At 57.8% G+C, this 22,049-nt stretch carries 19 protein-coding genes; 12 read left to right on the top strand and 7 right to left on the bottom strand.

Going from position 1 to position 22,049, the window contains the following annotated elements; translation table 11 throughout:
* The first annotated feature begins 57 nt into the window (after window positions 1–57).
* Window positions 58–1,785, top strand: coding sequence for a thermosome subunit alpha (gene thsA, locus ACP97_RS16195; protein ID WP_237561220.1), 1,728 nt, complete (start codon window positions 58–60; stop codon window positions 1,783–1,785).
* 541 nt (window positions 1,786–2,326) lie between these two features.
* Here thsA and fmdA read toward each other — a convergent pair.
* Together fmdA and ACP97_RS16185 are read right to left on the bottom strand one after the other, a co-directional pair.
* Window positions 2,327–3,586 carry a formamidase gene (gene fmdA / locus ACP97_RS16190; RefSeq protein WP_049998879.1) on the bottom strand — a complete coding sequence of 420 codons (1,260 nt, stop codon included), beginning with the start codon at window positions 3,584–3,586 and terminating at the stop codon, window positions 2,327–2,329.
* 319 nt (window positions 3,587–3,905) lie between these two features.
* Window positions 3,906–5,060 carry a metal-dependent hydrolase family protein gene (locus tag ACP97_RS16185; RefSeq protein ID WP_049998878.1) on the bottom strand — a complete coding sequence of 385 codons (1,155 nt, stop codon included), beginning with the start codon at window positions 5,058–5,060 and terminating at the stop codon, window positions 3,906–3,908.
* A gap of 313 nt (window positions 5,061–5,373) precedes the next feature.
* Between ACP97_RS16185 and ACP97_RS20560 the strand changes: the two genes are divergently transcribed.
* From ACP97_RS20560 to ACP97_RS16155, 7 genes are all read left to right on the top strand, one after another.
* Window positions 5,374–5,526, top strand: coding sequence for an amidase family protein (locus tag ACP97_RS20560; protein WP_202593647.1), 153 nt, complete (start codon window positions 5,374–5,376; stop codon window positions 5,524–5,526).
* A gap of 201 nt (window positions 5,527–5,727) precedes the next feature.
* Window positions 5,728–7,791 carry a hydantoinase/oxoprolinase family protein gene (locus tag ACP97_RS16180; protein WP_049998877.1) on the top strand — a complete coding sequence of 688 codons (2,064 nt, stop codon included), beginning with the start codon at window positions 5,728–5,730 and terminating at the stop codon, window positions 7,789–7,791.
* A complete protein-coding gene (locus tag ACP97_RS16175; protein WP_049998876.1) occupies window positions 7,788–9,644 on the top strand; it encodes a hydantoinase B/oxoprolinase family protein in 1,857 nt (618 codons plus the stop codon). The genes ACP97_RS16180 and ACP97_RS16175 overlap by 4 nt, the downstream gene beginning before the upstream one ends.
* A gap of 47 nt (window positions 9,645–9,691) precedes the next feature.
* Window positions 9,692–10,333, top strand: coding sequence for an isochorismatase family protein (locus ACP97_RS16170; RefSeq protein WP_049998875.1), 642 nt, complete (start codon window positions 9,692–9,694; stop codon window positions 10,331–10,333).
* Window positions 10,334–10,437: 104 nt separating this feature from the next.
* A complete protein-coding gene (locus tag ACP97_RS16165; RefSeq protein ID WP_049998874.1) occupies window positions 10,438–11,655 on the top strand; it encodes a CaiB/BaiF CoA transferase family protein in 1,218 nt (405 codons plus the stop codon).
* A complete protein-coding gene (locus ACP97_RS16160) occupies window positions 11,656–12,750 on the top strand; it encodes a LeuA family protein (RefSeq protein WP_049998873.1) in 1,095 nt (364 codons plus the stop codon).
* Window positions 12,751–12,987: 237 nt separating this feature from the next.
* Window positions 12,988–13,578 carry a helix-turn-helix domain-containing protein gene (locus ACP97_RS16155; protein WP_237561219.1) on the top strand — a complete coding sequence of 197 codons (591 nt, stop codon included), beginning with the start codon at window positions 12,988–12,990 and terminating at the stop codon, window positions 13,576–13,578.
* Window positions 13,579–13,856: 278 nt separating this feature from the next.
* Here the strand turns inward: ACP97_RS16155 and ACP97_RS16150 are convergent, their stop codons facing one another.
* The 5 genes from ACP97_RS16150 to ACP97_RS20555 all read right to left on the bottom strand — a co-directional run bounded on the left by ACP97_RS16150 (window position 13,857) and on the right by ACP97_RS20555 (window position 18,295).
* Window positions 13,857–14,636, bottom strand: a complete 780-nt coding sequence (locus ACP97_RS16150) for an enoyl-CoA hydratase/isomerase family protein (protein WP_049998871.1) — start codon at window positions 14,634–14,636, stop codon at window positions 13,857–13,859.
* Window positions 14,637–14,796: 160 nt separating this feature from the next.
* Entirely contained in the window at window positions 14,797–16,131 is a 1,335-nt protein-coding gene (locus ACP97_RS16145) for a metallophosphoesterase (protein ID WP_049998870.1), read from the bottom strand.
* 354 nt (window positions 16,132–16,485) lie between these two features.
* Complete coding sequence (locus tag ACP97_RS16140) at window positions 16,486–17,526, bottom strand: tyrosine-type recombinase/integrase (protein ID WP_049998869.1); 1,041 nt, start codon at window positions 17,524–17,526, stop codon at window positions 16,486–16,488.
* Window positions 17,516–17,911: a DUF5805 domain-containing protein gene (locus ACP97_RS16135; protein WP_049998868.1), complete on the bottom strand. Its 396-nt coding sequence runs from the start codon at window positions 17,909–17,911 to the stop codon at window positions 17,516–17,518. Before ACP97_RS16135 ends, ACP97_RS16140 begins: the two co-directional genes overlap by 11 nt.
* 210 nt (window positions 17,912–18,121) lie before the next feature.
* Complete coding sequence (locus ACP97_RS20555) at window positions 18,122–18,295, bottom strand: hypothetical protein (RefSeq protein WP_154020056.1); 174 nt, start codon at window positions 18,293–18,295, stop codon at window positions 18,122–18,124.
* A gap of 262 nt (window positions 18,296–18,557) precedes the next feature.
* Between ACP97_RS20555 and ACP97_RS16130 the strand changes: the two genes are divergently transcribed.
* The 4 genes from ACP97_RS16130 (at window position 18,558) to ACP97_RS16115 (ending at window position 21,962) form a co-directional block, all read left to right on the top strand.
* Window positions 18,558–18,824 carry a hypothetical protein gene (locus tag ACP97_RS16130; RefSeq protein ID WP_049998867.1) on the top strand — a complete coding sequence of 89 codons (267 nt, stop codon included), beginning with the start codon at window positions 18,558–18,560 and terminating at the stop codon, window positions 18,822–18,824.
* Between the two features lie 913 nt (window positions 18,825–19,737).
* On the top strand, window positions 19,738–20,007 hold the full coding sequence (locus ACP97_RS16125) for a helix-turn-helix domain-containing protein (protein WP_049998866.1): 270 nt from the start codon (window positions 19,738–19,740) through the stop codon (window positions 20,005–20,007).
* Between the two features lie 82 nt (window positions 20,008–20,089).
* Window positions 20,090–21,400 carry a class I SAM-dependent methyltransferase gene (locus tag ACP97_RS16120; protein ID WP_161782641.1) on the top strand — a complete coding sequence of 437 codons (1,311 nt, stop codon included), beginning with the start codon at window positions 20,090–20,092 and terminating at the stop codon, window positions 21,398–21,400.
* Between the two features lies 1 nt (window position 21,401).
* Window positions 21,402–21,962: a VOC family protein gene (locus ACP97_RS16115; protein WP_049998864.1), complete on the top strand. Its 561-nt coding sequence runs from the start codon at window positions 21,402–21,404 to the stop codon at window positions 21,960–21,962.
* The last annotated feature ends 87 nt before the right edge of the window (window positions 21,963–22,049 follow it).

The following is a 22,049-nucleotide window of genomic DNA, read 5'->3' as shown; positions in this document are numbered from 1 at the left end:
CGGAATATCTGATCTGGTGTCACCTAGCTGTTCCTGTACGAATCAGGCAATACGACCATGAGATACGTTTTTGTAGGATGCCATCATGTTCTTCGTAACACAAGCATGGTGGGTAGTAACATACAGCAGTTGCGTCCAGCCGTAAACGAGACTACCGAGCGTCTCCAAGGACGGGATGCCCAAGATGCTAATTTCTCCGCAGCGAAGGCTCTTGCCGAAATAGTCCGAACCACTCTCGGACCACGTGGAAGCGACAAAATGTTGATCACCACCGATGGGAAAGTAGTAGTCACGAACGATGGAGCGAGTATTCTGGATCGGATAGCGATCGAACATCCTGCAGCCAGCATAGTGGCAGAAGTCGCCGAAACCCAGGCCGATTCGACGAAGGATGGAACTACGACCGCGGTGATTCTCACAAGCGAACTACTCAGAGCTGCGGACGCTCTCCTTGAGCAAGGCCTCCATCCCACTACTATCGCTGATGGCTATCGACTGGCTGCCGAGCGAGCGCTCGAGATATTACAGAAGGAGACGATCGAAATCGATCCCCATGATACAAACCGTCTCCAAGATGTCGTTCACACGGTCATCACAGGAAAATGGGAAGGCACTGACGCACAGTTCCTTGCCGAACTGGCCGTCGAGACAGTACAGGCAATCGAGCACGACGAGACTATTGACCGTCGCAACATTACACGCCAAGCCGTAGCCGGTGGTGGTTATCGTGACTCAGAGGTCATCGATGGGCTTGCAATCGACTTAGAAAGTTCCTCGACATCGGTGGTAGCGCCGGAAACGGAGTTTCCGCGGCAAATTGAAGACGCCACGATCGCTCTCGTCGACGATCAGTTGACCATCGAAACAGTGGATGGTCTCGGTACCGTCAATTTTGACACTCCAGAGCAGCGTCAAGCATTTCTCGACTACGAGGACGAAGTTTATGAGAGATACGTCGCAACGATCGCCGACGCAGGTGCCGATGTTGTATTCTGTCAGAAGAGTATCGATGATCCGATCAGGTATCTCCTCGCTCGCGAAGATATCCTTTGCGTTGAACGGACACGGAAGGACGAATTGATTAAATTGGGACGGGCGACTGGTGCACAGTACGTGGGCACGGTAGACCAACTCACCTCAACGGACACTGGTCAGGCTGGACTTGTCGAGCGTCGATCGATTGGTAATCAGGAGTTGGCGATTGTCGCGGACTGTAGCGACTCGAAGCAGGTTTCAATCCTCCTTCGTGGGGGGACGAAACACATCAACGAAGAGATGAAGAGGGTTCTCGACAACTGCCTCAACATACTCAAACTGGCTATCGAAACACGGGAGGTGCTCCCTGGGGGAGGCGCGGTCGAAGTCATGCTCGCCGAAGACCTTCGAAAGCATGCCGAGGGAATTGGCAAACGCGAACAACTGGCGATCGAGGCGTTTGGCGACGCGCTCGAAGCGCTCCCCCGAATGCTCGCGCAGAATGCGGGAATGGATCCGATCGATGCTCTCATTGACGTTCGTCACCGACAACACGAGGGCAACGTGACTGCCGGACTCGATGTACTGAATGGCGAGATCGGGGACATGATCGCTACAGGCGTACTGGAACCGCTGGCGGTCAAACAGCGTGCTGTCACGACCGCTTACGAAGCTGCGACTATGCTCGTCCGAATCGACGATATCATTGCGGCAGCACCAGACACCGATACTGACGAGCACCACGAAGAACACGATTCCAATACCCTCCACACTGATACGGGCGGCTATCCGTGGTCGATCGGCCACTAAACGAATGGACACGAACCTACTCGTTAGGACGGTCTCCCTCGTGAATCGGCGAGGGCGACGAATCTCTAGGCGTTGATTTCCCTGCTGGTTGGGGACATTGATCGAAAACAACATACTCGGTCTCACACTACGACCTGATACCGGAGATCTATATGGACTCGAACGATTCGACAGATACGGCCGACCGTGAACCGCTCTCGGAGAGAGCGCTTACAGACCGTCTCGGTGACGTGTCTGTTGGTGATCTACTGCTATTCAACGGTCGAGACGAACCTCTAGAAGTGGTCGAGACCGAACGTTATTCTGTGACGATGATCGATGCACAAGACAACGAGTACACCATCTCACAGAACCTCCAAACCGGGAACTGGAATGTTCATCAACGTCTTTGGCATGTGCAGAAGCCACGAGAACCGTGATATGAATCGTGTTCGTTCCTGATAGTTGTGGATATCTTGGCGGAAAACCTTCTTCATCCTCGCTGTGCTCTTGTGGACGAAAATTGATGTTACGGAGAACTATCCCATAGAGAGTGATTTCCTCACGAGGGTTTGGCTACGTCACCGCGATCCGCGCCGTTGGTCCCATCCCTGAGTGTATCCGGGTCGATATCGATGTCGAAACACTCGTTCGGTACCGACACCGTGACGCATGTATTGGGGAGATCGACGATACCGGCGATTCTGGTTTCAATTGGAATGGCATTGAGCAGGAAGTAGCCCTGCTCACGCGTGTATCCGAAGTTGGTTAGGTAGTCGATAGCATCGAGGCAGGCACGGCGCATGCCAATGTTGGCGTTCTTGTAGTGTTGGGTACCGTCTTCGTCGACAGAGTAGCCCTCGAAGACCACGTAATCCGAGAAGTCGGGGTCTTGATACCCCGGCTTGAACATCGCGTAGTCGGTTCCCATCTTTTCGACACCGTTCTTGATGACATCGACCTGGAGATCGAGGAATCCAGCCATCTCGATCGCTCCACAGAACGTGATCTCACCATCTCCCTGTGAGAAGTGTAGGTCACCAGTGACGAGGTTCGCTCCCTCGACGAACACCGGGAGGTACACCCGCGATCCGCGGCTGAGGTTCTTGATATCACAGTTGCCCCCGTTTTCCCGCGGTGGGATGGTTCGGGCAGCTTTCTCCGCCGCCTCGTCGACTTCGTCCTCGTCCAGGTCCCCCAACATGACATCGTTCGGCTCCGGTGGAAGCGCGAGTGGTGGCTCATCCTCACGAGTCTCGTGATTCACAGCCGTTTCGTGCTCCGGACCACGGTCGATGAGCGCCTGCTCTCGCTCGTTCCACTCTTCGAGGAGTTCGTGAGATGGTGCAGTACCCATAATCCCCGGGTGGGAGAGACCGGGGAATCGGACATCATCGATATGTCTAGACGATGTGTAGGCACCATCGAGGTCCCAGATGGTCTTTCGCGCCTCCGGGAAGTGATCCGTGAGGAACCCGCCTCCGTTCTCCAAGTCGAAGATTCCGGTAAAGCCCCATTCGTGGTCTTGGAACGGACCGAGATCGAGGATGTCGACCACCAAGATGTCACCGGGTTCGGCACCCTTGACTTCGATTGGGCCGCTCAGATGGTGATTCGGATCGAGAGCCATGTCCCGCATGTCGTTTGCACTATCGTCGTTGTTTACCTGACCACCCGTCCAGTCGAGATGCTCGATGCGAAACGTATCTCCCGGTTCCACGCTTGCAGCGGGTGGTACGTCTGGATGCCACCGATTGACGATCGGATCGGGCTGATCCTCTGGACCTTCGTCGACATCGACCTCGAACACCGTTTCTGGCATGGTACATGGCCACATTCGACACGGCAGGTATTATAGTTAATGTTTAATATATTATTGGTCTGCGGAGATATTGGTTCGTTGCAGCGATAGAAACCCCATTCGACTCCAAAACGTATCGGGGCGTATTCGGGTTTCAGGAATTATGATAAATATCACAGTCCGATCGTTTGATTCTCCGACTTCTCGGCACTGTCCCGTCGAGACTTCCTCGACGGATGTTCGTCCACGATTAGTCTCGATAAATCGGGGAAATCACGGTTCTTCATGCGAATGCAGAGCGAACGTGGTGACAGACGACACGGACGGTATTACGAGTCGTCTACCGAACGACAGTCCCGTCCGCAATGACTGCTCGTGGGCTGCGATACGCGCTCTCGCTTTCCCGTGGATCGCTATCGAGGACGACGCAATCGGCGCGATAGCCGGATTCGAGTTTCCCCACTCGATCGAGTCCGAGAAGCTCTGCAGCGTTCACCGTCGCCGCCTCGAACGCGCGGGTGGGACTCAGCCCGTACTCGACCATCAGTTCGAGTTCGTGTGCGGCGTCACCATGATGGTTGAACGGCGTGCCGGCGTCGGTGCCCATGGCGATCGGAACGTCGTGGTTGAGCGCGTGAGTCCATGCGTCGTCGAAGGCATCGGTCGCTTCCCGTGCTTTCGTGACCGCCCAGTCGGGGATCCCGTCGTCGGTGCCGTTCTCGACGATGCCGTGGAGGGCCGAGGCCGTCGGCACCCAGTACGTTCCCGACGTGGCCATCGCCTCCGCGGTCGCGTCGTCCATGAAGGTACCATGTTCGACGCTGTCGATTCCAGCCGCTGTCGCGTTGGCGATGCTTTCGGTGCTGTGACAATGAGCCGCGGTCGGCCGGCCTTTCGCGTTTGCCGTACTCACGAGTGTCCCAAGCTCCTCAGGTGACATTTCGTGGCCGCCGATCTCCGCCCCTTCGGTGAGCACGCCACCGCTCGCCATCGTTTTGATGACCTCGGCACCGTCTTTCAGTTGCTCTCTGACGGCCTTTCGGACTTCGGCTGCCCCATCGGCCTCCCGCCCAAACCAGTGGCCGTGGCCGCCAGTGACGACGACCGGTGAGCCACAAGGAACGACCCGCGGACCTTCGACGATGCCCTCGGCAACCGCATCTCTCGTGTCCGGTCCGAGCGTTCCCGGTGATCCGAGATCACGAACCGTCGTTACGCCTGCACGAACGGTCCGTTCTAGGTTTGCGGCCGCACGGTAGGCAAGCGTCGAGGGTGACTGCGAGGTCAGTGTCGCGGTGTCCGGCCGTCCGTCCATCGAAATGTGAACATGCGAGTCGATCAGTCCTGGGGCGACTACGCCGCCATGACCGTCGAGGACCTCGTCCGGGTCTTTCGGAGCGGTTCCAATGCTTTCGACCCGACCGTTCTCGACGACGAGCGGACCATCTTGGGCACCGTTCGCGTCGACGACGGTCACGTTCTCAATAACGAGCACGGAAAACACTCGCGCCTACGTCGGCAAAAATGGGTGGGGGACTGGACAAGTAGTCGATGCAGGTACTCGTGGTTCGTCTTTCACTGCGACGGCTGATTGGCTTGGAGCCGGCCACCAATAGCGAGAATGCGAAATCGTAGCACGCATTCCAGATGGATGTCTTGCATGTGTTTGCTAGCCACGACCTCGATGCGATCGTCTTCCCGGATGTCTAGGCCGTGCCACCGAAGGAGGGTGAAATCCGTGAAGGAAAAATATCAGACGATGACCTTCGCGACGAACACGATCATCGCCCCCGTCTCTGTGCAGTGCAATGTCCGTCCCAGCGGGGGTCACTGCTGATGGATTGCCAGTCGGGATGGAAATCCTCGGCAAACCGTTCGACGAACCGTCACTCCTCGAGATCGGCTACTCGTTCGAACAAGCCACGGATCATCGCCATCGGCCCAAAACGACCATCGACTAAGCGTTCGATAAGTCGACGTTGTCACGTTGTTCTCCTCTACTGGCGTGCGGTCGTTGAGCGCTTGTCGCGGGCGTTGCGTGTCCAGCACTCTTGGTCAATCCTCAAACAGGATGTACCGATCCATCCGCGAGTATAAAAACACCCAACAGGTGTAGGGTGAACGCTTAGGAGTTGTAACTGTGATTACTGTTGTGGGTTTACATGGCATACAATCTCGGGGTGGACGTTGGCGGAACGTTCACCGACGTGATCGTGTTCGACGAGAACACTCACGAACTCACGATAGACAAGGTGTTGTCGACAGCGGCGAACCCGTCCGAGGGCGTGCTCGCCGGAATCAAAGAAGCCGTGGACAAGGCGGACACTTCGGTTGCCGACTTGGCGTTGATCTTTCACGGTACGACTGTCGTAACGAACATGTTACTCGAAGAAAGTGGTTCACGCGTCGGTCTACTCACGTCGACAGGACACGAGGAGATTCTTCATCTCGCGCGAGCGTGGACCCCGGGACCTCTTTATGGATGGATCGGTATGGAAAAGCCCGAACCGCTTGCCGACCTCGTGGACACGCGCGGGATTTCGGGAACCATTGCCTCGCCGGAAGGAGTCGTCGACGAACCGCTCGATGAGTCGGAAGTCAGAGCAGCGATCCGAGAGCTACAGGCTTCCGGGGTCGATTCCCTTTCGGTTGCGTTGCTCAATTCGTATCTCAACCCGGTACACGAACAACGGATTCGAGAGATAGCCAACGAGGAAGCGCCGGAGCTTCCAGTATCGATTTCCTCAGAAATCGTCCCCGAATACGGCGAATACGAGCGGACACTGACCACGGTTATCAACGATTACGCCCGTCCGCAGGTTATCGAATACCTCGACGGTCTCGATGCATCTCTCGAAGAAGCCGGGTCGATGGCGACGATGAACGTCGTTCGCTCCGACGGTGGGTTGATGAGTTCCGCGGCGGCGAGGGGTCGTCCCGTCGAACTCGCGCTCTCGGGGCCGAGTGGCGGCGTCGTTGGCGCGGCGACGATTGCCGAACAGAAGGGTGTTCCCGATGTACTGACCCTGGATATGGGTGGCACTTCGACGGATGTCTCGCTCGTCGAGGAGGGAACACCCGGAACCACCCGGCGGACGAAGGTCGGTTACCGGGAGTTCACGTCACGCTCGGTCGATGTCAATACAGTCGGTGCCGGAGGGGGTTCCATCGCCCGCGTGCAACTCAGCGGCTCGCTGCAAGTCGGCCCCGAAAGTTCCGGTGCCGACCCCGGCCCGGCCTGCTACGGACAGGGGGGTGACGAGCCGACAGTGACCGACGCCAACGTCGTCCTCGGGCGTATCCCGCCAGCGGTTCAGCTCGGCGGGAAGATGGACCTCGACCACGCGGCGGCTCGCGAAGCCATCGCCGGAATCGCCGACGAGCGCGGAAGTTCCATCGAGGAGGCCGCACAGGCGATTCTCGATATCGTCAACGAGAACATGCACAGTGCATTGCGGGTTGTTTCCGTCGAACGCGGCTACGACCCGCGCGAATTCGGTCTCGTCGCCTTCGGCGGTGCGGGTCCGATGCATGCGAACGCCCTCGCCGACGTAATGGGGGCCTACCCGCTTGTTATCCCGCCAGGACCGGGAGTCATGTCGGCGTTCGGCTTTCTGACCTCGGATGTACAGAACGAGTTTTCCGAAACGTACCTCGAAACCGACCGCGATGTCGACGGTGAGGACGTGTATGGAAAGCTCATGACGCTGCGCGAGGAAGCAACCGACTGGCTCGACTCAGAAGACGTCGACGAGACGAATCACGCCTTCGAGTACTACGCGGACTGTCGGTACTTCCGCCAGGACATCCAGATGTCGATCCCTGTCGATATCGAAAATCTGCAAAGCGAGGAGGGACTAGAGGAGATCAAAGCCGACTTCGAGGCCCGTCACGACAAGCAGTTCGGGTTCTCGCTCGACGCCCCTCTCGAAATCGCCACCCTCCGCGTTATCGGCAAGGGCACGCTTCAGGGCGTCACGATCGACGAACACGATCTCGGAGGTACTGATCCGAGCGCGGCCGAGGTGGGGACGAACGACGTGTACTTCGACGGTGCGTACCACGAAACACCGTTGTATAATCGCACGGAGCTACAGCCTGGCAACGAGATCCACGGCCCTGCGATCGTCATCGACGACGACTCGACGATGGTCGTTCAACCGGACCACACCGCAATTATCGACCGCTATGCCAACATCGAAATCAACCGAGGAGAGGACCGATGAGCACTGAAACTCCCGAATTCGTCGGCGAACACGATATCGACGCGACGACGCTTGACATCATCGAGAGCACCCTAGAGAACACCCGCTACGAGATGGACCGCGTTCTCGAGACGACCGCCATTAGCCCCGTCATCCGCGAACAGTCCGACCAGTTCCCCCTCGTTGCAGACAGGGACGGACGGATGATCATCGGCCAGTTCGGCTCCGCAATCGAGACCATCATCGAGAACGCGAGTTTCGGGTGGGACGACCTCGAAGACGGTGACGTTATTGCCACCAACGATCCCTACATGTGTGCCGGCGCGATGTCACACACCCCGGATATGCTCTTGCTTCGCCCCATCTTCTACGAGGGCGAGCGCGTCGGATTCGCCAGCCAGTGGGGGAATCTGATGGATGTCGGCGGAAAGACCCCCGGCAGTATGCCCGTTCAGGCCACTTCCATCTTCGAGGAAGGGATGCGTCTCCCGCCGGTCAAACTCTACAAAGGTGGTGAGTTAGACGAGGAACTGATCGAAACCTTCGCCCACAACACGCGCCTGCCCGACCACGCCGAGGCCGACATCAAGGCGCTCGCGGCCGGGACGGCAGCCGGTGAGGAGCGCGTCCAGGAACTGTGTGACCGGTTCGGCAAAGCGACCTACGAGGAAGGATGTGATGCGATCCTTGACCGGACGCGTGACGGCATGCTTGATCTCATCCATGAGTTCGTTCCCGAGGATGAACGGCACACCTTTGAGGACTACGTCGACGACGACGGGATGGGCAACGGTCCGATCAAACTCCATCTCGAAATCTACCGTGAGGGTGATACCGTCCACCTCGATTGGGAGGGGACCGACGCTCAGGTTCCGGGAACCGTCAACTTCCTCCTGAACGAGAAGATGTTCAAGATGTTCACCGGCGTCTTCCTCATCATGGCGTTCGACCCGTTGTTGACGTTCAACGACGGCTACTACGACCTCTTCGAAGTGAATCTTCCGACGGGAACGGTCGTACAGCCCGAGTTCCCGGCCCCGTTGGGTAATCGCTTGCCGCTGATGGCACGGCAGTTCGACGTGCTCCAAGCTACCTTCTCGAAGCTCATCGATGACTTCTCGGTTGCCGGGAGCTACGGAACCTCGCCCAACCTCGTCTACGCCGGCGTCGATTCCGACGGCAACCAATTCCAGATGCTCGAAATCCTCTACGGCGGTATCCCGGCTCGGCCGGGTGGCGATGGTCTCGATGGACACTCGTGGTGGCCACTGTTCCGAACGGTGCCCGCCGAGTATCAGGAGGCGTACTACCCGCTGACTATCGACGAATACAGCGCCCGAGCGGACACCGGCGGCGCGGGCCGTCACCGTGGTGGACACGGGATCAGGAAGGTCTATACCTTCGAAGAAGACGGTGCAGTCACCTTTCAGGACGACCGCGCCCACACCTACCCGTGGGGCGTCGATGGCGGCACACATGGTGGAACGAGCGAAAAGCGACTCGTTCGAGTCGACGGTAGCGAAGAGGAACTCCCCTCGAAGGCCGAAAACGTTCCCGTGCAGGCAGGCGACAAGCTCGTCTTCAGTACGGCCGGTGGTGGCGGCCTCGGTGATCCACTGGAGCGCGATTCCGATCTCGTCGCACAGGAAGTTCGCCGAGGTCTCGTCTCCGTGGACGCCGCCGAAAGCGAATACGGCGTCGTCCTCGCTGAAGACGGTACTGTCGACGAAGCGGCCACCGAGACCAAACGTGAGGAACTTCGTCGGCATCGGGACGCTCCGGAGCAGTTCGACTACGGACCGCTGCCGGAATACGACGACCTCGAAGCTCAAATCGCCCAAGAACGCCGTGCGTTCGACCAACGTAGCGACTGAATCATGGATTTAGAAACCGTTCGCCCCCACTACGAGGACCGATAGAAATGGACTGGATCGGCGAAACCGAGCAGCTGTACTCGGAACACGATTTCGGTGCCGAGGTCGGGATGGGTGAGCGACCCGCACTCATCATCATCGATCTCATCAACGCCTTCACCGACCCGAAGACCGATCTCGGATCGGACGTTGAGGGTGTGCTCGACCGGACCAAGACCCTCCTCGAAGTGTTCCGTGAACGTGACCTTCCACGGTATTTCACGACGATCGCGTTTGAGGAATCGTATGGCGATGCCGGACAATTCATCGAGAAAGTACCCGCACTCCGAGAGCTCCGACTCGGTACCGAATCGGTTGCCATCGACGACTGCATCGCTCCTATCGACGATGAACGAGTCATCGTTAAAAAGTACGCCAGCGCGTTCTTCGGTACTGACCTCGAAACCGAACTGACCACACACAGTGTCGATACACTCGTTCTCGCCGGCGTCACCACGAGTGGCTGCATCCGCGCGACGGCCGTCGATAGCCTCCAACATGGCTACCGAACTATCGTTCCTGCCGACGCCGTCGGTGACCGTGCTGATGGCCCACACAAAGCCAATCTCTTCGATATCGACGCCAAATACGGGGACGTCGTCGAAACTGAAGGAATCGTGGAACTGCTGGAGGAAAGATTTGACAAATAACCAATCCGAAAAATTGTCGAAGGACTGCCACTCTCGTATAAACGACCGACACTGGTCGGAACAACGGCTTTTCGGCCGCACGCAGAAGTGTGGGGGGAGCTAGCATGACAGCACGGGAACGTCAGGGACCGCTGGATGGTATGCGCGTCATCGATATGTCGGGAATGATCAGCGGTGCCTTTGCAACCACGATGATGGCTGATTTCGGTGCTGACGTGGTGATGGTTGAACATCCGAAGGTCGGTGATCCGATCCGAGAGTGGCCACAGAAAACCGAGGACGGCATCTCTCTGGCCTGGAAATCCCTTGGCCGGAACAAGCGGTGTATCACGCTTGACCTCGGAGCGGACCGCGGCCGCGGCATCGCCCTCGAACTGATCGAGGATGCCGATGTCGTCTGTGAGAACTTCCGTCCGGGAACGATGGAGCGGTGGGGTCTGGGCCCTGACGACATCCACGAAGTCAACGAGCGGGCCATCATGGTCCGATTATCAGGATACGGCCAGACCGGACCGAAAGCCGAGAAGCCCGGATTCGGGACCGTTGCCGAGGGGATCTCCGGATGGGCACACGCCAACGGCTTCGCTGACAGCGAACCGCTGCTTCCACCCATCAGTCTGGCCGATCTGACGGCCGCCCAGTTTGCGCTCCAAGCGACGATGATGGCGATCTACGAGCGTGATCTGGGACGGGGTGGGAGTGGAAAGGGACAGGTTATCGATGTCTCGCTCACCGAACCGCTCTGGCGGCTCTTCTTCGGCGAAGTCGAGGCGTACGACCGCATGGAATACGTCTCCGAGCGAAACGGCAATCGTCACTCCAGCACCGCCCCACGAAACATCTACGAGACTGCCGATGGCTACATGACCATGTCGGCTTCCAACCAGAAGATCTTCGAGCGGGTTGCTCACGCTATCGAGAAGCCCGAACTCATTGAGGATCCCCGATTCGAAGACAACGGGAGTCGTATCGAACACGTCGAGGCGCTCGACGAAGAAATAGCGTCGTGGACGCGCCGACACACGACCGAGGAAGCGATCGAGATCCTCGAATCGCATGATGCCATCGTCGGTCCGGTCTACGACATGGAGGACATCTTCGAGGACGAGCAGTTCCGGGCACGAGGGGACTTCGTCGAGGTCGACGATCCGGATGTTGGTTCGCTCAAGACGTTTGCTCCGATTCCGAAATTTTCGCGAACACCCGGCGAAGTGGAATTCCTTGGTCCACAGCACGGCGAGCACAACGAGACCATCTACCGCGGTGAACTCGGCTTCTCCGAGGAGGAACTCGCAAGTCTTGAAGCGGAGGATATCATTTAGATGAAGCTCTCAGACGTCACCCTTCGAGAGGGAGACCAGCTCCCGAACCGTGACTTCGGCATAGATGAAAAAATCGAGTCCGCGCGAGCGCTCGATGACCTCGGTCTCGACTACATACAGGCGGGGTTTCCGGTGACGGGGACGAAAGACAGACGTGTTCTCTCGGAACTTGCGGGGACGACCGACGGGCAACTCATCGGTCTTGCTCGAGCGCTCGAAGGTGACATCGACGCCGTCGTCGATACCGACATCGATATCGTCGAACTGTTCGTCTCGGTGTCCGACCGCCATCTGGAACACTTACTGGGCAAATCCCGCGAAGAGATGCACGCCATGTTGGGGACTGCAGTCGAGTACGCCCACGACCGTGGAGCGGAGGTACACGTTACGCTGGCCGATGCGTTCAGGACGGATCCGGAGGTGATTCTCGCGGTTGACGGGGCTATTCCGACGATCCCCTTCCTCACGCTCGCGGACACCGTTGGCGCACGGACACCACGGACTGTTCGGAAGTACCTCGACACGCTCGGCGAGCATCTCGATCTGGGTCGCATCGGCGTTCATTTCCACGATGACCTCGACTGTGCAACCGCAAACGTTCTCGCTGCGGCTGATGCCGGTGTAGGGAAAGCCGATGTGAGTGTCGCTGGTCTCGGTGAGCGGGCGGGCAACAGTCCTCTCGAATCGGTCGTCGTTGCCGCCGGTGTCGACTACGAACTTGGGTTCGGCATCACGGAATCGGAACTCGTTCCCACCTGCCGGCGTGTGTTAGAGACACTGGGCGAAGATTGGGATGACCGCCGAGCAGTGCTTGGGGGTACAGTCACTGAACACGAATCCGCAATCCACACCACGGCGATGCTCAGCGATCCCGCAACGATGGAAGCGTACGACCCGACACGTTTCGGGGCCGAACGACGTCTCGTCTTCGGTGCCTCGACGGGGACGAGCGGCGCACGAAAACTACTCGACAGGGCGGACGTCGAGACGACCGACGAGGCGGTGGCTGCATACATCGACGCGCTGGCCGATCACGGTCCGCTCGGGCTGGCCGAAGCACTCACGCTCGCACGCAAACACCTTGGCGAGGGATAGTCAGCAAATCCACCAGTGCTCACGGTTTTGCGTTCGAGTCCCCGTAACCGATGGTCGTGAGACCGTTGACGGGGACGGATGCGACCGACCCACCTCCCGGTCGCGGTCTCTCCACTCCGAGATTCGATCGAAGAGCACAGGGGGTCGTAATACAGCGAAAACCGCTTCATTGATACTGGCGAAAACCCTATCCTCGTCGTTTCGAGAGCCATGTTCACAGCTACCATTCACATTAACTTGGACAGCGACCACGTGCTCAGCGAGTTGAGCGAGATCGCCAACGGAGCCTTTTCTATCTACTACTTCGAGAGTATCGACAACGAGAACATTCGATTCGTCATGGACGCTGGCGAGCATCGCGACGCCATCGCCGCCGTCCTCCGGGAGAGCGATGCAGTCCAAGACGTACGATACGTGCCGGACTCGCAGTTGGTCATCACCAAACGCTCCTCCGGAGTCCTCCCGATCATCCGGGCGAATCACGGCATGTTCCAGAAGATAAATCGATTCAATGGAACACACCGTACGTTCGATGTCGTTGCCTTCAGTCGTGAGGAACTCAAACGGATGATCGAGGAACTACGAGAGTTGGGCGACGTTCACCTCGGACGCCTCCAACCGCTTGGTGGCCCCACTCGGTTGCTATCGGCCCGTCAATTGGAAGTCATCGTCCTCGCCAACGAAGCGGGCTACTTCGACTGGCCCCGACGTGCCGATGCCGAGACACTGGCCAGCGAACTCGACATCACACACGCGACGTTTCTCGAACATCTCCGAAAGGCCGAACGAAAACTCATCGATGAGACGCTAAGTGGTGCGTCACGATAGGGAAGAACGACGTCGATGAGCAGCCGTGGTGACGATGCTCTCGATTGCTCCTCTGTTCAACTATCTCGTTCGTTACTGGCTTCCTCACCTCAATCCGATGATAGCAACGAGCACACCCCCACCCGCTGTTCGGGGGGTGCGTCTCCGTTCGATGGGTTGTCGTGCGGGAGGTCGTCGCAGCGCACGACTGACTCGACACCGACCGACCCACGTGTGGGCGGGAGCGATAGAGGGTGGAGAACGGGTACGAGAACCGCTGTACGACACTCTCCTGTGCGTTATTCTCCCGGCCACTCGGGTTCACGGCCACTGAGGAACGCGTCGATACCCTCGTTCGCGTCGCCGGTCGTACACAGTGTCGCGAACTGCTCGTTGGAGTATTCGAGCGCCGTCTCGTAGTCCAGATCGTTCATCACGTAATAGGCTTCCTTGCCCATCTGGACGGCAACCGGACTCTTTTGGGTCATCGATTCGGCGAGCGTCCGCGCCGCGTCTTCGAGGTTCTCTTCGGGAACGACACGATTGACCAGTCCCCAGTCGAGAGCCGTCTCGGCGTCGATGAGCTCGCCGGTCAAGAGCAGTTCGAGACAGCGCTTCTGGGTGAGCGACCCCATCAACGGGACGGCTGGTCCCATGCAGAACAGCCCCACCTTGGGAGCGGTCGCGCCGAGCATGGTCCCCTCGGCGAGGACTGCGAGGTCGCAGGCGGCCACCAGCCCGATCCCGTTGGCGGCAGCGTGGCCGTGGGCCGCCGCTATCACGGGTGTAGACATGTTTTTGAGCGTCAAAAACGGCGCTTCCATTTGCCCGACCCACTTTCTGTACTCGCGCTGGCTGTCGAACTCCCCGTGTTCGGTGAGATCGATCCCCGCCGAGAACGCGTCCCCGGCACCGGCGACGATGATGGCTCGAACCTCGTCGTTCTCGTCGAGGTCCCTGAGGGCACTGTCCAGATCCTGTGCAAGTGCCGTGCTGAACGTGTTCATCGCCTCGGGACGGTCCAGCGTGATCGTCCCGACGTGCTCGGTTTCATCCACTACGACGGTCTCATAGGCCATGTGACACACTACGCCGTACGGTCATATAGTTCGAAGGGCACTATCCGGCCGGAAACCCCTCTCAAATACTATTAAAAATCGAATACGAGACAATATCGGTACAGAATCGAGGAATGGCACGTGATTCATATTCCCGATTTCGGTCGCCGACTCATTGCTCCTAGCGAGTGTTCGAGGACGGAGCGCCCGATTCGGGTCCGGTTCGGTCGTCCGGATCGACTCTTTCGTGGACCGGGAACCCCTCGTACGGTTTCGGTGTGCGGGTGATCAGCCGTTCGAGCAACGTCTCGTCACCGGGGTCTGGCTTATCGACGATATTGCAATCCACGACGACGCTCCCGTCATCCGCTCCCGTCAATCGGACGTAGCTGAGTCGATACGACGAGTAGAAAACCGGCGGGAAGATACCGAGAACGGGATCAACCCGCCGGAGGCGCTTCAGCCACGTGCCCGTATTGATCACGAGCCGGTCGTCGATCTCCGTGACCGAGGCTCGGTGGGTGTGACCGTAGAGGAACACTGCGACGTCCGGGTTCTCGGCGAAGACTTCGCGGGCCCGGTCGTTGTACTTCGCGGTCGGATCACGCTCGTCACCGTCCCTTCGACCGAGCCCGAACCGCCGGAGTGTCTTGCGAATGTCTCTGAAGAAGACGTACAACGGGATGGAAACGAGAATTAGAAGAACGATGAACACGACGTTGGCGGCGAAAACGATGTCTATCAGCGTCCCCACCGGCCCGAACAGATCCAGCACATCCCTCACGACCGTCATCGGGAGCGACCAGATGCCGAGTGCGTCCAGCGCGTAGATGCCGACGTAGACGAGACTCAGGTTGAACAGGAGGAGGAAGGGTACCGAGGCGTATCTGAGCCAGCCACTCATCTCGCGGTAGAAGTAGTTCGAGACCAGCCAGTCCGGGATCTGGGTCATAGGTGTCACGGCCTGGATGTCTTTGAGCCAGTTGTACTTCCCGCGCCCCGAGAGGCGGCCGGCCCGACTCGTGATGTGCCTATTCACGAAATAGCCCGGCGGGTTCGCGTACGGGTTCCCGAAATCCGGTATCCGGTTGCTCGGGTCCTCCTGCATGCCGTGTTCGATGTGGATCGTGTGCTCCCCGATGTCGCGGGTGATGGCGATCTCCTGTTCGAGATCGACGTTGTACTCCGCCAGTCGATCGACGTATTCCGTGTGTGCCGCGAGCTCGTAATCGTGGTTGCCCGGGATGAGCGTGATGGGAACCCGTTTCCCGGTCGCCCGGAGCTGTTCGAACAGTTCGGGGTACCGATCGAGGAGCGCGTCGAACTTCTCCGGGCCCTCGATCTCCGTGAACTCCCACAGACCGAACGCATCGCCGTTGATGACGAGTTCGGCGTCCTCGTCGCTCTCTTCGAGATCCCGGAGGAACACAAGGAGTTCGTCGAGGAAGTCGACCTGTGTGAGTTGCTCGTCGCCCCCGATGTGGAGGTCACTGATCAGATAGCACGTGTCTGCCATTCGTATCGCCTCCACATATGTAGCGATCGAGACGGGTGCCAACGGATAGTGCCTTTGGATTCGGTGGTTCGGTCGATTTCGCTCAAGTCGTCTCAACGGATGGAACGGCGGTGTGGACGCCGGCGCTCGTAGTGGTTACCGCTCGATGACGCGAACAGTCAGCTAAACGTGCACCACTGCTTCGGATATGAACCTCAATCGTGCGATTGGGACGATCCGGCTGTTCTATCGAGTGTTTTGACTGCCGAGGCGCGTGCCGAGTCGTTCCGGGACGTCCATGACTCCCTCGGCCGACCCCATATCTATATAGTCACTTGCGGTTTATGGGTTTGGTATACAACAGCTGTATCGGGACTACATCAGACTGTAGATATTTTTCAGATAGAGTTCGCGGACACGATCGCCCCAGTTGTGGGTGTAGGTGTCGATGATGTCGTCGGCGACGTCGCCCCGGAGGTACTTCACGATGCCGCGGTCCCCGGTGCGGTCGCGGAGATGGGTCGTGAAGAAATGCCGGAAGTAGTGAGGTGTGACGTTTTCGGCCGCATCGCCGCCCGAACGATACCAACCCATCGAGCGGGCGTGTTTCGTCACGAGCGAGCGCACCATCGGTGGCGTGAGGCGTTCGCCCCAGTCGTCTCGCGTGCTGAGAAACAGCGGTTCCGCGGTCGACACTGCATCCGGACGGATGGCGAGCCACCGACGGAGCGTTAGACGAAGCTCCGTATCGACCGGAACGACCGTCGCGCGCCGTCGTTTGTTCGCCGCGTGGCGTTCCTCGCCGTTGACGACGGCACCGCGGTCCACGTCGCTGGCGACGTATATCGAGTCGGGCCGCCCGCTCAACTGGCCGCGGGTACCAAGCGAATACGCCGATTCGAGGTCTTTGTCGTCGAGAGTGAGGTCCCGCAGGTCGAGATTACAGAGTTCGCCGACGCGCATCCCCGTCTTCAGCAACAGCACGATCACCGCCCGATCGAGCGGATGATGGATTTCCCCGACGAACTCGCGCATGGTCGCCAACGAGATTTCCCGCCGTTGAGGATCCTTCTCGATGGTTTCGTCCATTTCCTCGACGACGAGCACCATCGGGTTCGACTCGAACGCCTCGACCTGCATCATGTAGGCATAGAACCGATGCAGGTAGGAGGCGTAGGTCGCCACCGTGCTTCGACTGTGTGTGTCCCGAAGCGAGTGAACCCACGCCATACACTCGCGCTGGCCAGCCTCGGCAGGTGCGAGCGCATCCTCGCTAGGGCAGCGAGGACTTTCGAGAAACGCCTCGAACCGGCGGAGCACCCGTTCGTAGGCCTCGCGCGTTCGTTCCGAGCGGCCGTGGTATTCGAGATCCTCGACGAAGTAGGCAATCGCGTCGTCGGTCGCCTCAGCGGCCATTATCGTCCTCGATAGTGTACCCGCCGTGGCGGCCGCTGTACTGGATGCGGTTCTTCCGCTGCAGTTGTTGAAGAACGGTTTCGAGCCGCTCCTCGATGTCGTCGGTGAGCGCTTCGACGAGTCCGTCCCACGAACAGTAGCCGTCGTCGAGAACGCCGAGCACCCGGCCTTCGAGGCCGTCTACCCCCGGGGTTTCGTCTTCAGCACCCTCTTGCCCGGGTTCGTCGTCATCGATGGTGAAGTCGCGTCGGCCGGCCTGTATCATCGACCGCACGAACTCGCTCTGGCTCATCGCCAGTTCGTCTGCGTGCTCGCGCCACCGCTCTTTCTGGTAGGCTGGAACGTACGTCTTGACGACCGTTCGTTCGGTGTCGCTCTCGCTCATCGCCGGCTGAACGACCTCCTTCCCAATCAACGTTCTCCCTTACTCTATAAGCGTTCTTATCGAGCAATGTGGTATAACGAAAACCCCACGCAGTATGGCGGTTCTCGCGCGTCCTTGCAGGTGGGTGCGGGCGTTCCTGCAAGGATTGGCTGCAAGGCTTGCAGGTCCGGACCGGATTTTCGATCCCGGACCGAACCACCGAGTCACGATTCACTGGCCGCCCGCCTCCTTAAACCCCACGGGCCGTCCCTTCATGAGCCAGTCAAAGGCGTCGTGGACCTCGGTCAGGTGGTCGGCCAACTCGTCACGATCCTCGACGACGGCGTCGCATTCGGGACAGCGGATGTCGCCCGGTTGTCGCGGGCGCGTGCGTGCATTACTCATTGACGGACTCCCTGCGCTCAGCGATCTCACGGTATATCCGACACTCCGAACACAGTCGCAGGCGCGCGACAGCCGTGCCGATCATCTCCCACGCGGAAGCCGGAACGACACCACAGTCGACACAACCCGATCCGCCAAAGCCACGGCGGCGCTGTTCGCGAGCGAATTCCTGTCCAACTCTTACCTGTTCGCGCAGCGGTGTACCATCTATCGTTTGAACCCTCTCGCAGGACTTTAGGTCCTTGCAGGTCTCACTCGGCGCATGGCAGACGACAGCGGCCAGACTATCGGCGTCTGGATCGGCGAACGCGACGATGTCTTGGAGCGCTTCGACGACACTCTCGAATGCGGCCCAAACCACGCGGGGTCGCGCTCCGAGGAGATCAAAGAAGCGATGCGGCTCGCTATCGTCGTCCAGGAGACTGTCGACGACTTTCCCTACGATCCCAGCGGCGCATCGCTGCGTCACCAAGTTCAGCAGGCTCTCATCGACAAAGACCGACGAGAGGCTGCGCTTGACGATGAGTGATTGTTTGCTATCACACTGATAAACTATAGAGCGCGATACAAAGGTGAGAGCACTCATTCGCCCTCACCGTCCACAGTGATGGTTTCTTGTGCAGCGCTCCACTGCCCGTGTTGGGCCCGCTTGGAACTCTCAAATAGCATTGTCCCTCTCCAGCCAAATCGGGTGGCATACTTTGACCAGCAAAACGCCGATGCTGTTACTCGATCGTCACTCATCGCCGCCTCCTACCACCGTGATAGCGACGATCGTATACTTGCTGCTGGATAATTGCTATTGAAGGAATAGCAGATGGCGCGATCTGATCAATGGTCTGTCTACTCCAGTAGTATTCACGATGTTCAGAATATATCCATCCACCGGGCGTGCAACTCTCAGTCGTGCTTCTACGCTTCTGTCTCTCCGCGGCGAATTCGTCTATCCGACTGCGGTCGACGTCGGTTCGACGAGAGGACGCCTTCGCGGTAGCTTTACATGTGTTCGACGTGAGAGTGTGATTGCTCTGGTGCATTGTCTTAGGAGTCCGGTCTTGAATTCACTATGGATTCGTGACCGGGATTCGGTAGCGCTAGAGGTGTCCTGTGCGGGTTCGACGGATTCTGAATGGCTGGTTTCCATTCAGGTTGGGAAGTCGATCTCCGCACCGACATAGAACACCAGTGAGCCGCGCCTCAGCGCACCTGTTTGATGGCGTTTGTTGATTCTGTCTACACCCACCAGGTGCGACGTTGAATTGGCTCACATCCTCCACCACGTAGGCATCTGCAATAAATTGTTTGGATATGCCCTATTTCGAATGAGCATATACTAATGAGCAAGCAAATAGTGAAAATGGCTTTGCAGGGGTTTTTAGCCAATGCTATCCAATAACGGAGTACTTGCTACTCCTATGAGAGCGCGAATCGCATGGTTGCGAATGAGCGACCTGGATATTCTCGAATTTCTCGATGGCCATTCGCTTGAAAACTATGAGGTTCCGCCTACCGTTATTGCGGTCAACATGGATCTAGCTGAAGGTACCGTCTGGAATCGAGTGCGAGTGCTGAATGCTGCTGGACTTATTGATCGGACTGATGACGACCGTGGCTACTACCGAATCACAGCCACAGGTAAACGCTATTTAGCTGGCGATTTGACGGACGACGAACGTCAGCAGTTAGAGGATTTTGATCCTTCGGATATATGAGTCGGTACGCATTTTATCCCGGGATTTGGACTAGAGAATATCGATGCCAGTCGAGTCTACTGTATACCGAGTACTGCTGGTTATGCCCTCTGAGCTACTAGAAGAACGACGGCTTGCTAAAAGTGTTCTTCTAAACTGGAATACTGCAGTTGGACGACAACAAAACATCCATCTAGGACCAATTGATGCCAGACATGTCGATACGGATCGAGCGGATCTCGCAGAAGACGTCGATATCGTATTGGGGTCGTTCTGGACTAAAGCTGATGAGACAGCGAGCGGTACGAACCTTGCTGATGTCGTAAGAGAACTCGCAATTGACGACGACATTCCAGCGATGATCGGGTTCTCGGAACGCGATATCCCAACTAATCGGCTAGACGCCGAAGAGTACGAACGATTGCAAGAATTCAGAGATGAGTGTCGTGAAGCGGGCTATTTTACTTATGCTGACGACGAAGAGTACGAAGAACGCTTGGAAAACGCACTGGCGCGAGTAATGGATCAGCTGCTCTCATCAGAATCTGTTTCACGAACCTTCGAAGAAGACGAAGGGCCAAGTGAATATGACCCAGAAGTCGACCACGACCGCCTCCAGCTCTCAGCAGAGGTACATCGAGAGCAAGACGACCGCAATCTCAATCAAATCGCCGAGCATCTCCAGTGCAGTGGTATTGAACAACCCTATCGTGTCCTTGACGCGGGATGCGGATACGGGACCGTGACACAGTCCCGATTTGGCGACGATGACCGGTTTAAGGTTGTAGCGATCGATGACGCTCAGGAAGTACTGAAGATTGCCAAGGAGAGCTATCCAGCGGAGAATATCCAATACCGTTGGTTGGACGTCAACAACATCGACGAAGCGGACCTCGGTACGTTTGACGTCGTCTTCGTAAGCTATCTCTTCCACCATATTGCCAATCAAGAAGCTGTACTGTCCCTTCTCTGGGAGCACGTTCGGGAGGACGGTACCATGGCAATACGAAGCTGTGACGACGGACAGCACCTGCATTATCCACCTGATGAGGATATGGACTGGATTGTCGATATTACCGATGAAATTCCCGGCAGTAGTGATCGAACACACGGTCGACGACTCCCGACCCACATGAAGCGTCTCTCGCCTCCACCAACCGACGTCTGGCTGGATCTGCAAAATTACCATACTGCAGGACGAGATCGTTCGGAGCGACGTAACTACTGGAACGTCTTCCACTCTAATCGGCTACACTATGCGAAAGTTCGCGCCGAACGAGATAACGCGACGAGAGACGACAAACGCCTTTACGAGACCATGTCGGAGCAAATGGAGCGTCTCAAAGAGAAAATCGTCGGCAACGAGCATGTTTTCGATGCCAAGAGTGTTCCTCTCGTGGTTGCGGTGAAGTAATGTGGCCAACGATCATCCCTTGACGGCGAGAAACGTTCACCACGTTGGAGTCACGGTTCCAGATCTTGACGAAGCGGTCACGTTCTTCGTCGATGCTCTCGATTGCGATGTCCTGTATCGAAAGGGTCCATTCGGCGACCCCGATGGCGATTCGATGGAGCGACGTCTCGATGTCCATCCTGACGCACGGGCGTCACTGGCGATGTTGCGCTGTGGACCGACACTGAATCTCGAACTGTTCGAATGGGATGCTCCCGATCAAGACGAAACGCCGCCGAAAAATTCCGACGTCGGAGGGATGCACCTCGCGCTTCACGTTGAAGATCTTGGGACAGCAGTAGATACAATGGCTGATCGGGGTGATGTGACGGTCCTCAATGAACCGAAGACGAACGATAGTGGGCCGACAGAGGGGTTGCAGTACGTGTACTGTCGGGTGGAATGGGGACTCTACGTTGAACTTCTCGAAACACCCGACAGAATGCCGTACGCTGACGATACTGACGAGCGACTGTACGGGCCAGCGCCCTCTTGGTCGTTCAGGCCCGATCAGACAGAATAATACACTCTCTTCTGATCTTCGTAGCCCATTCTCGTGGGCAAGGAGTCAACAAGTGGGATACAGTTCACTCGATGGTACGAGAATAGC

The organism is Halococcus sediminicola (genome assembly GCF_000755245.1).
GTDB lineage: Archaea > Halobacteriota > Halobacteria > Halobacteriales > Halococcaceae > Halococcus > Halococcus sediminicola.
The sequence above is the reverse complement of the archived record's forward strand: the minus strand, read 5'-3'. Positions and strand labels throughout refer to the sequence as shown.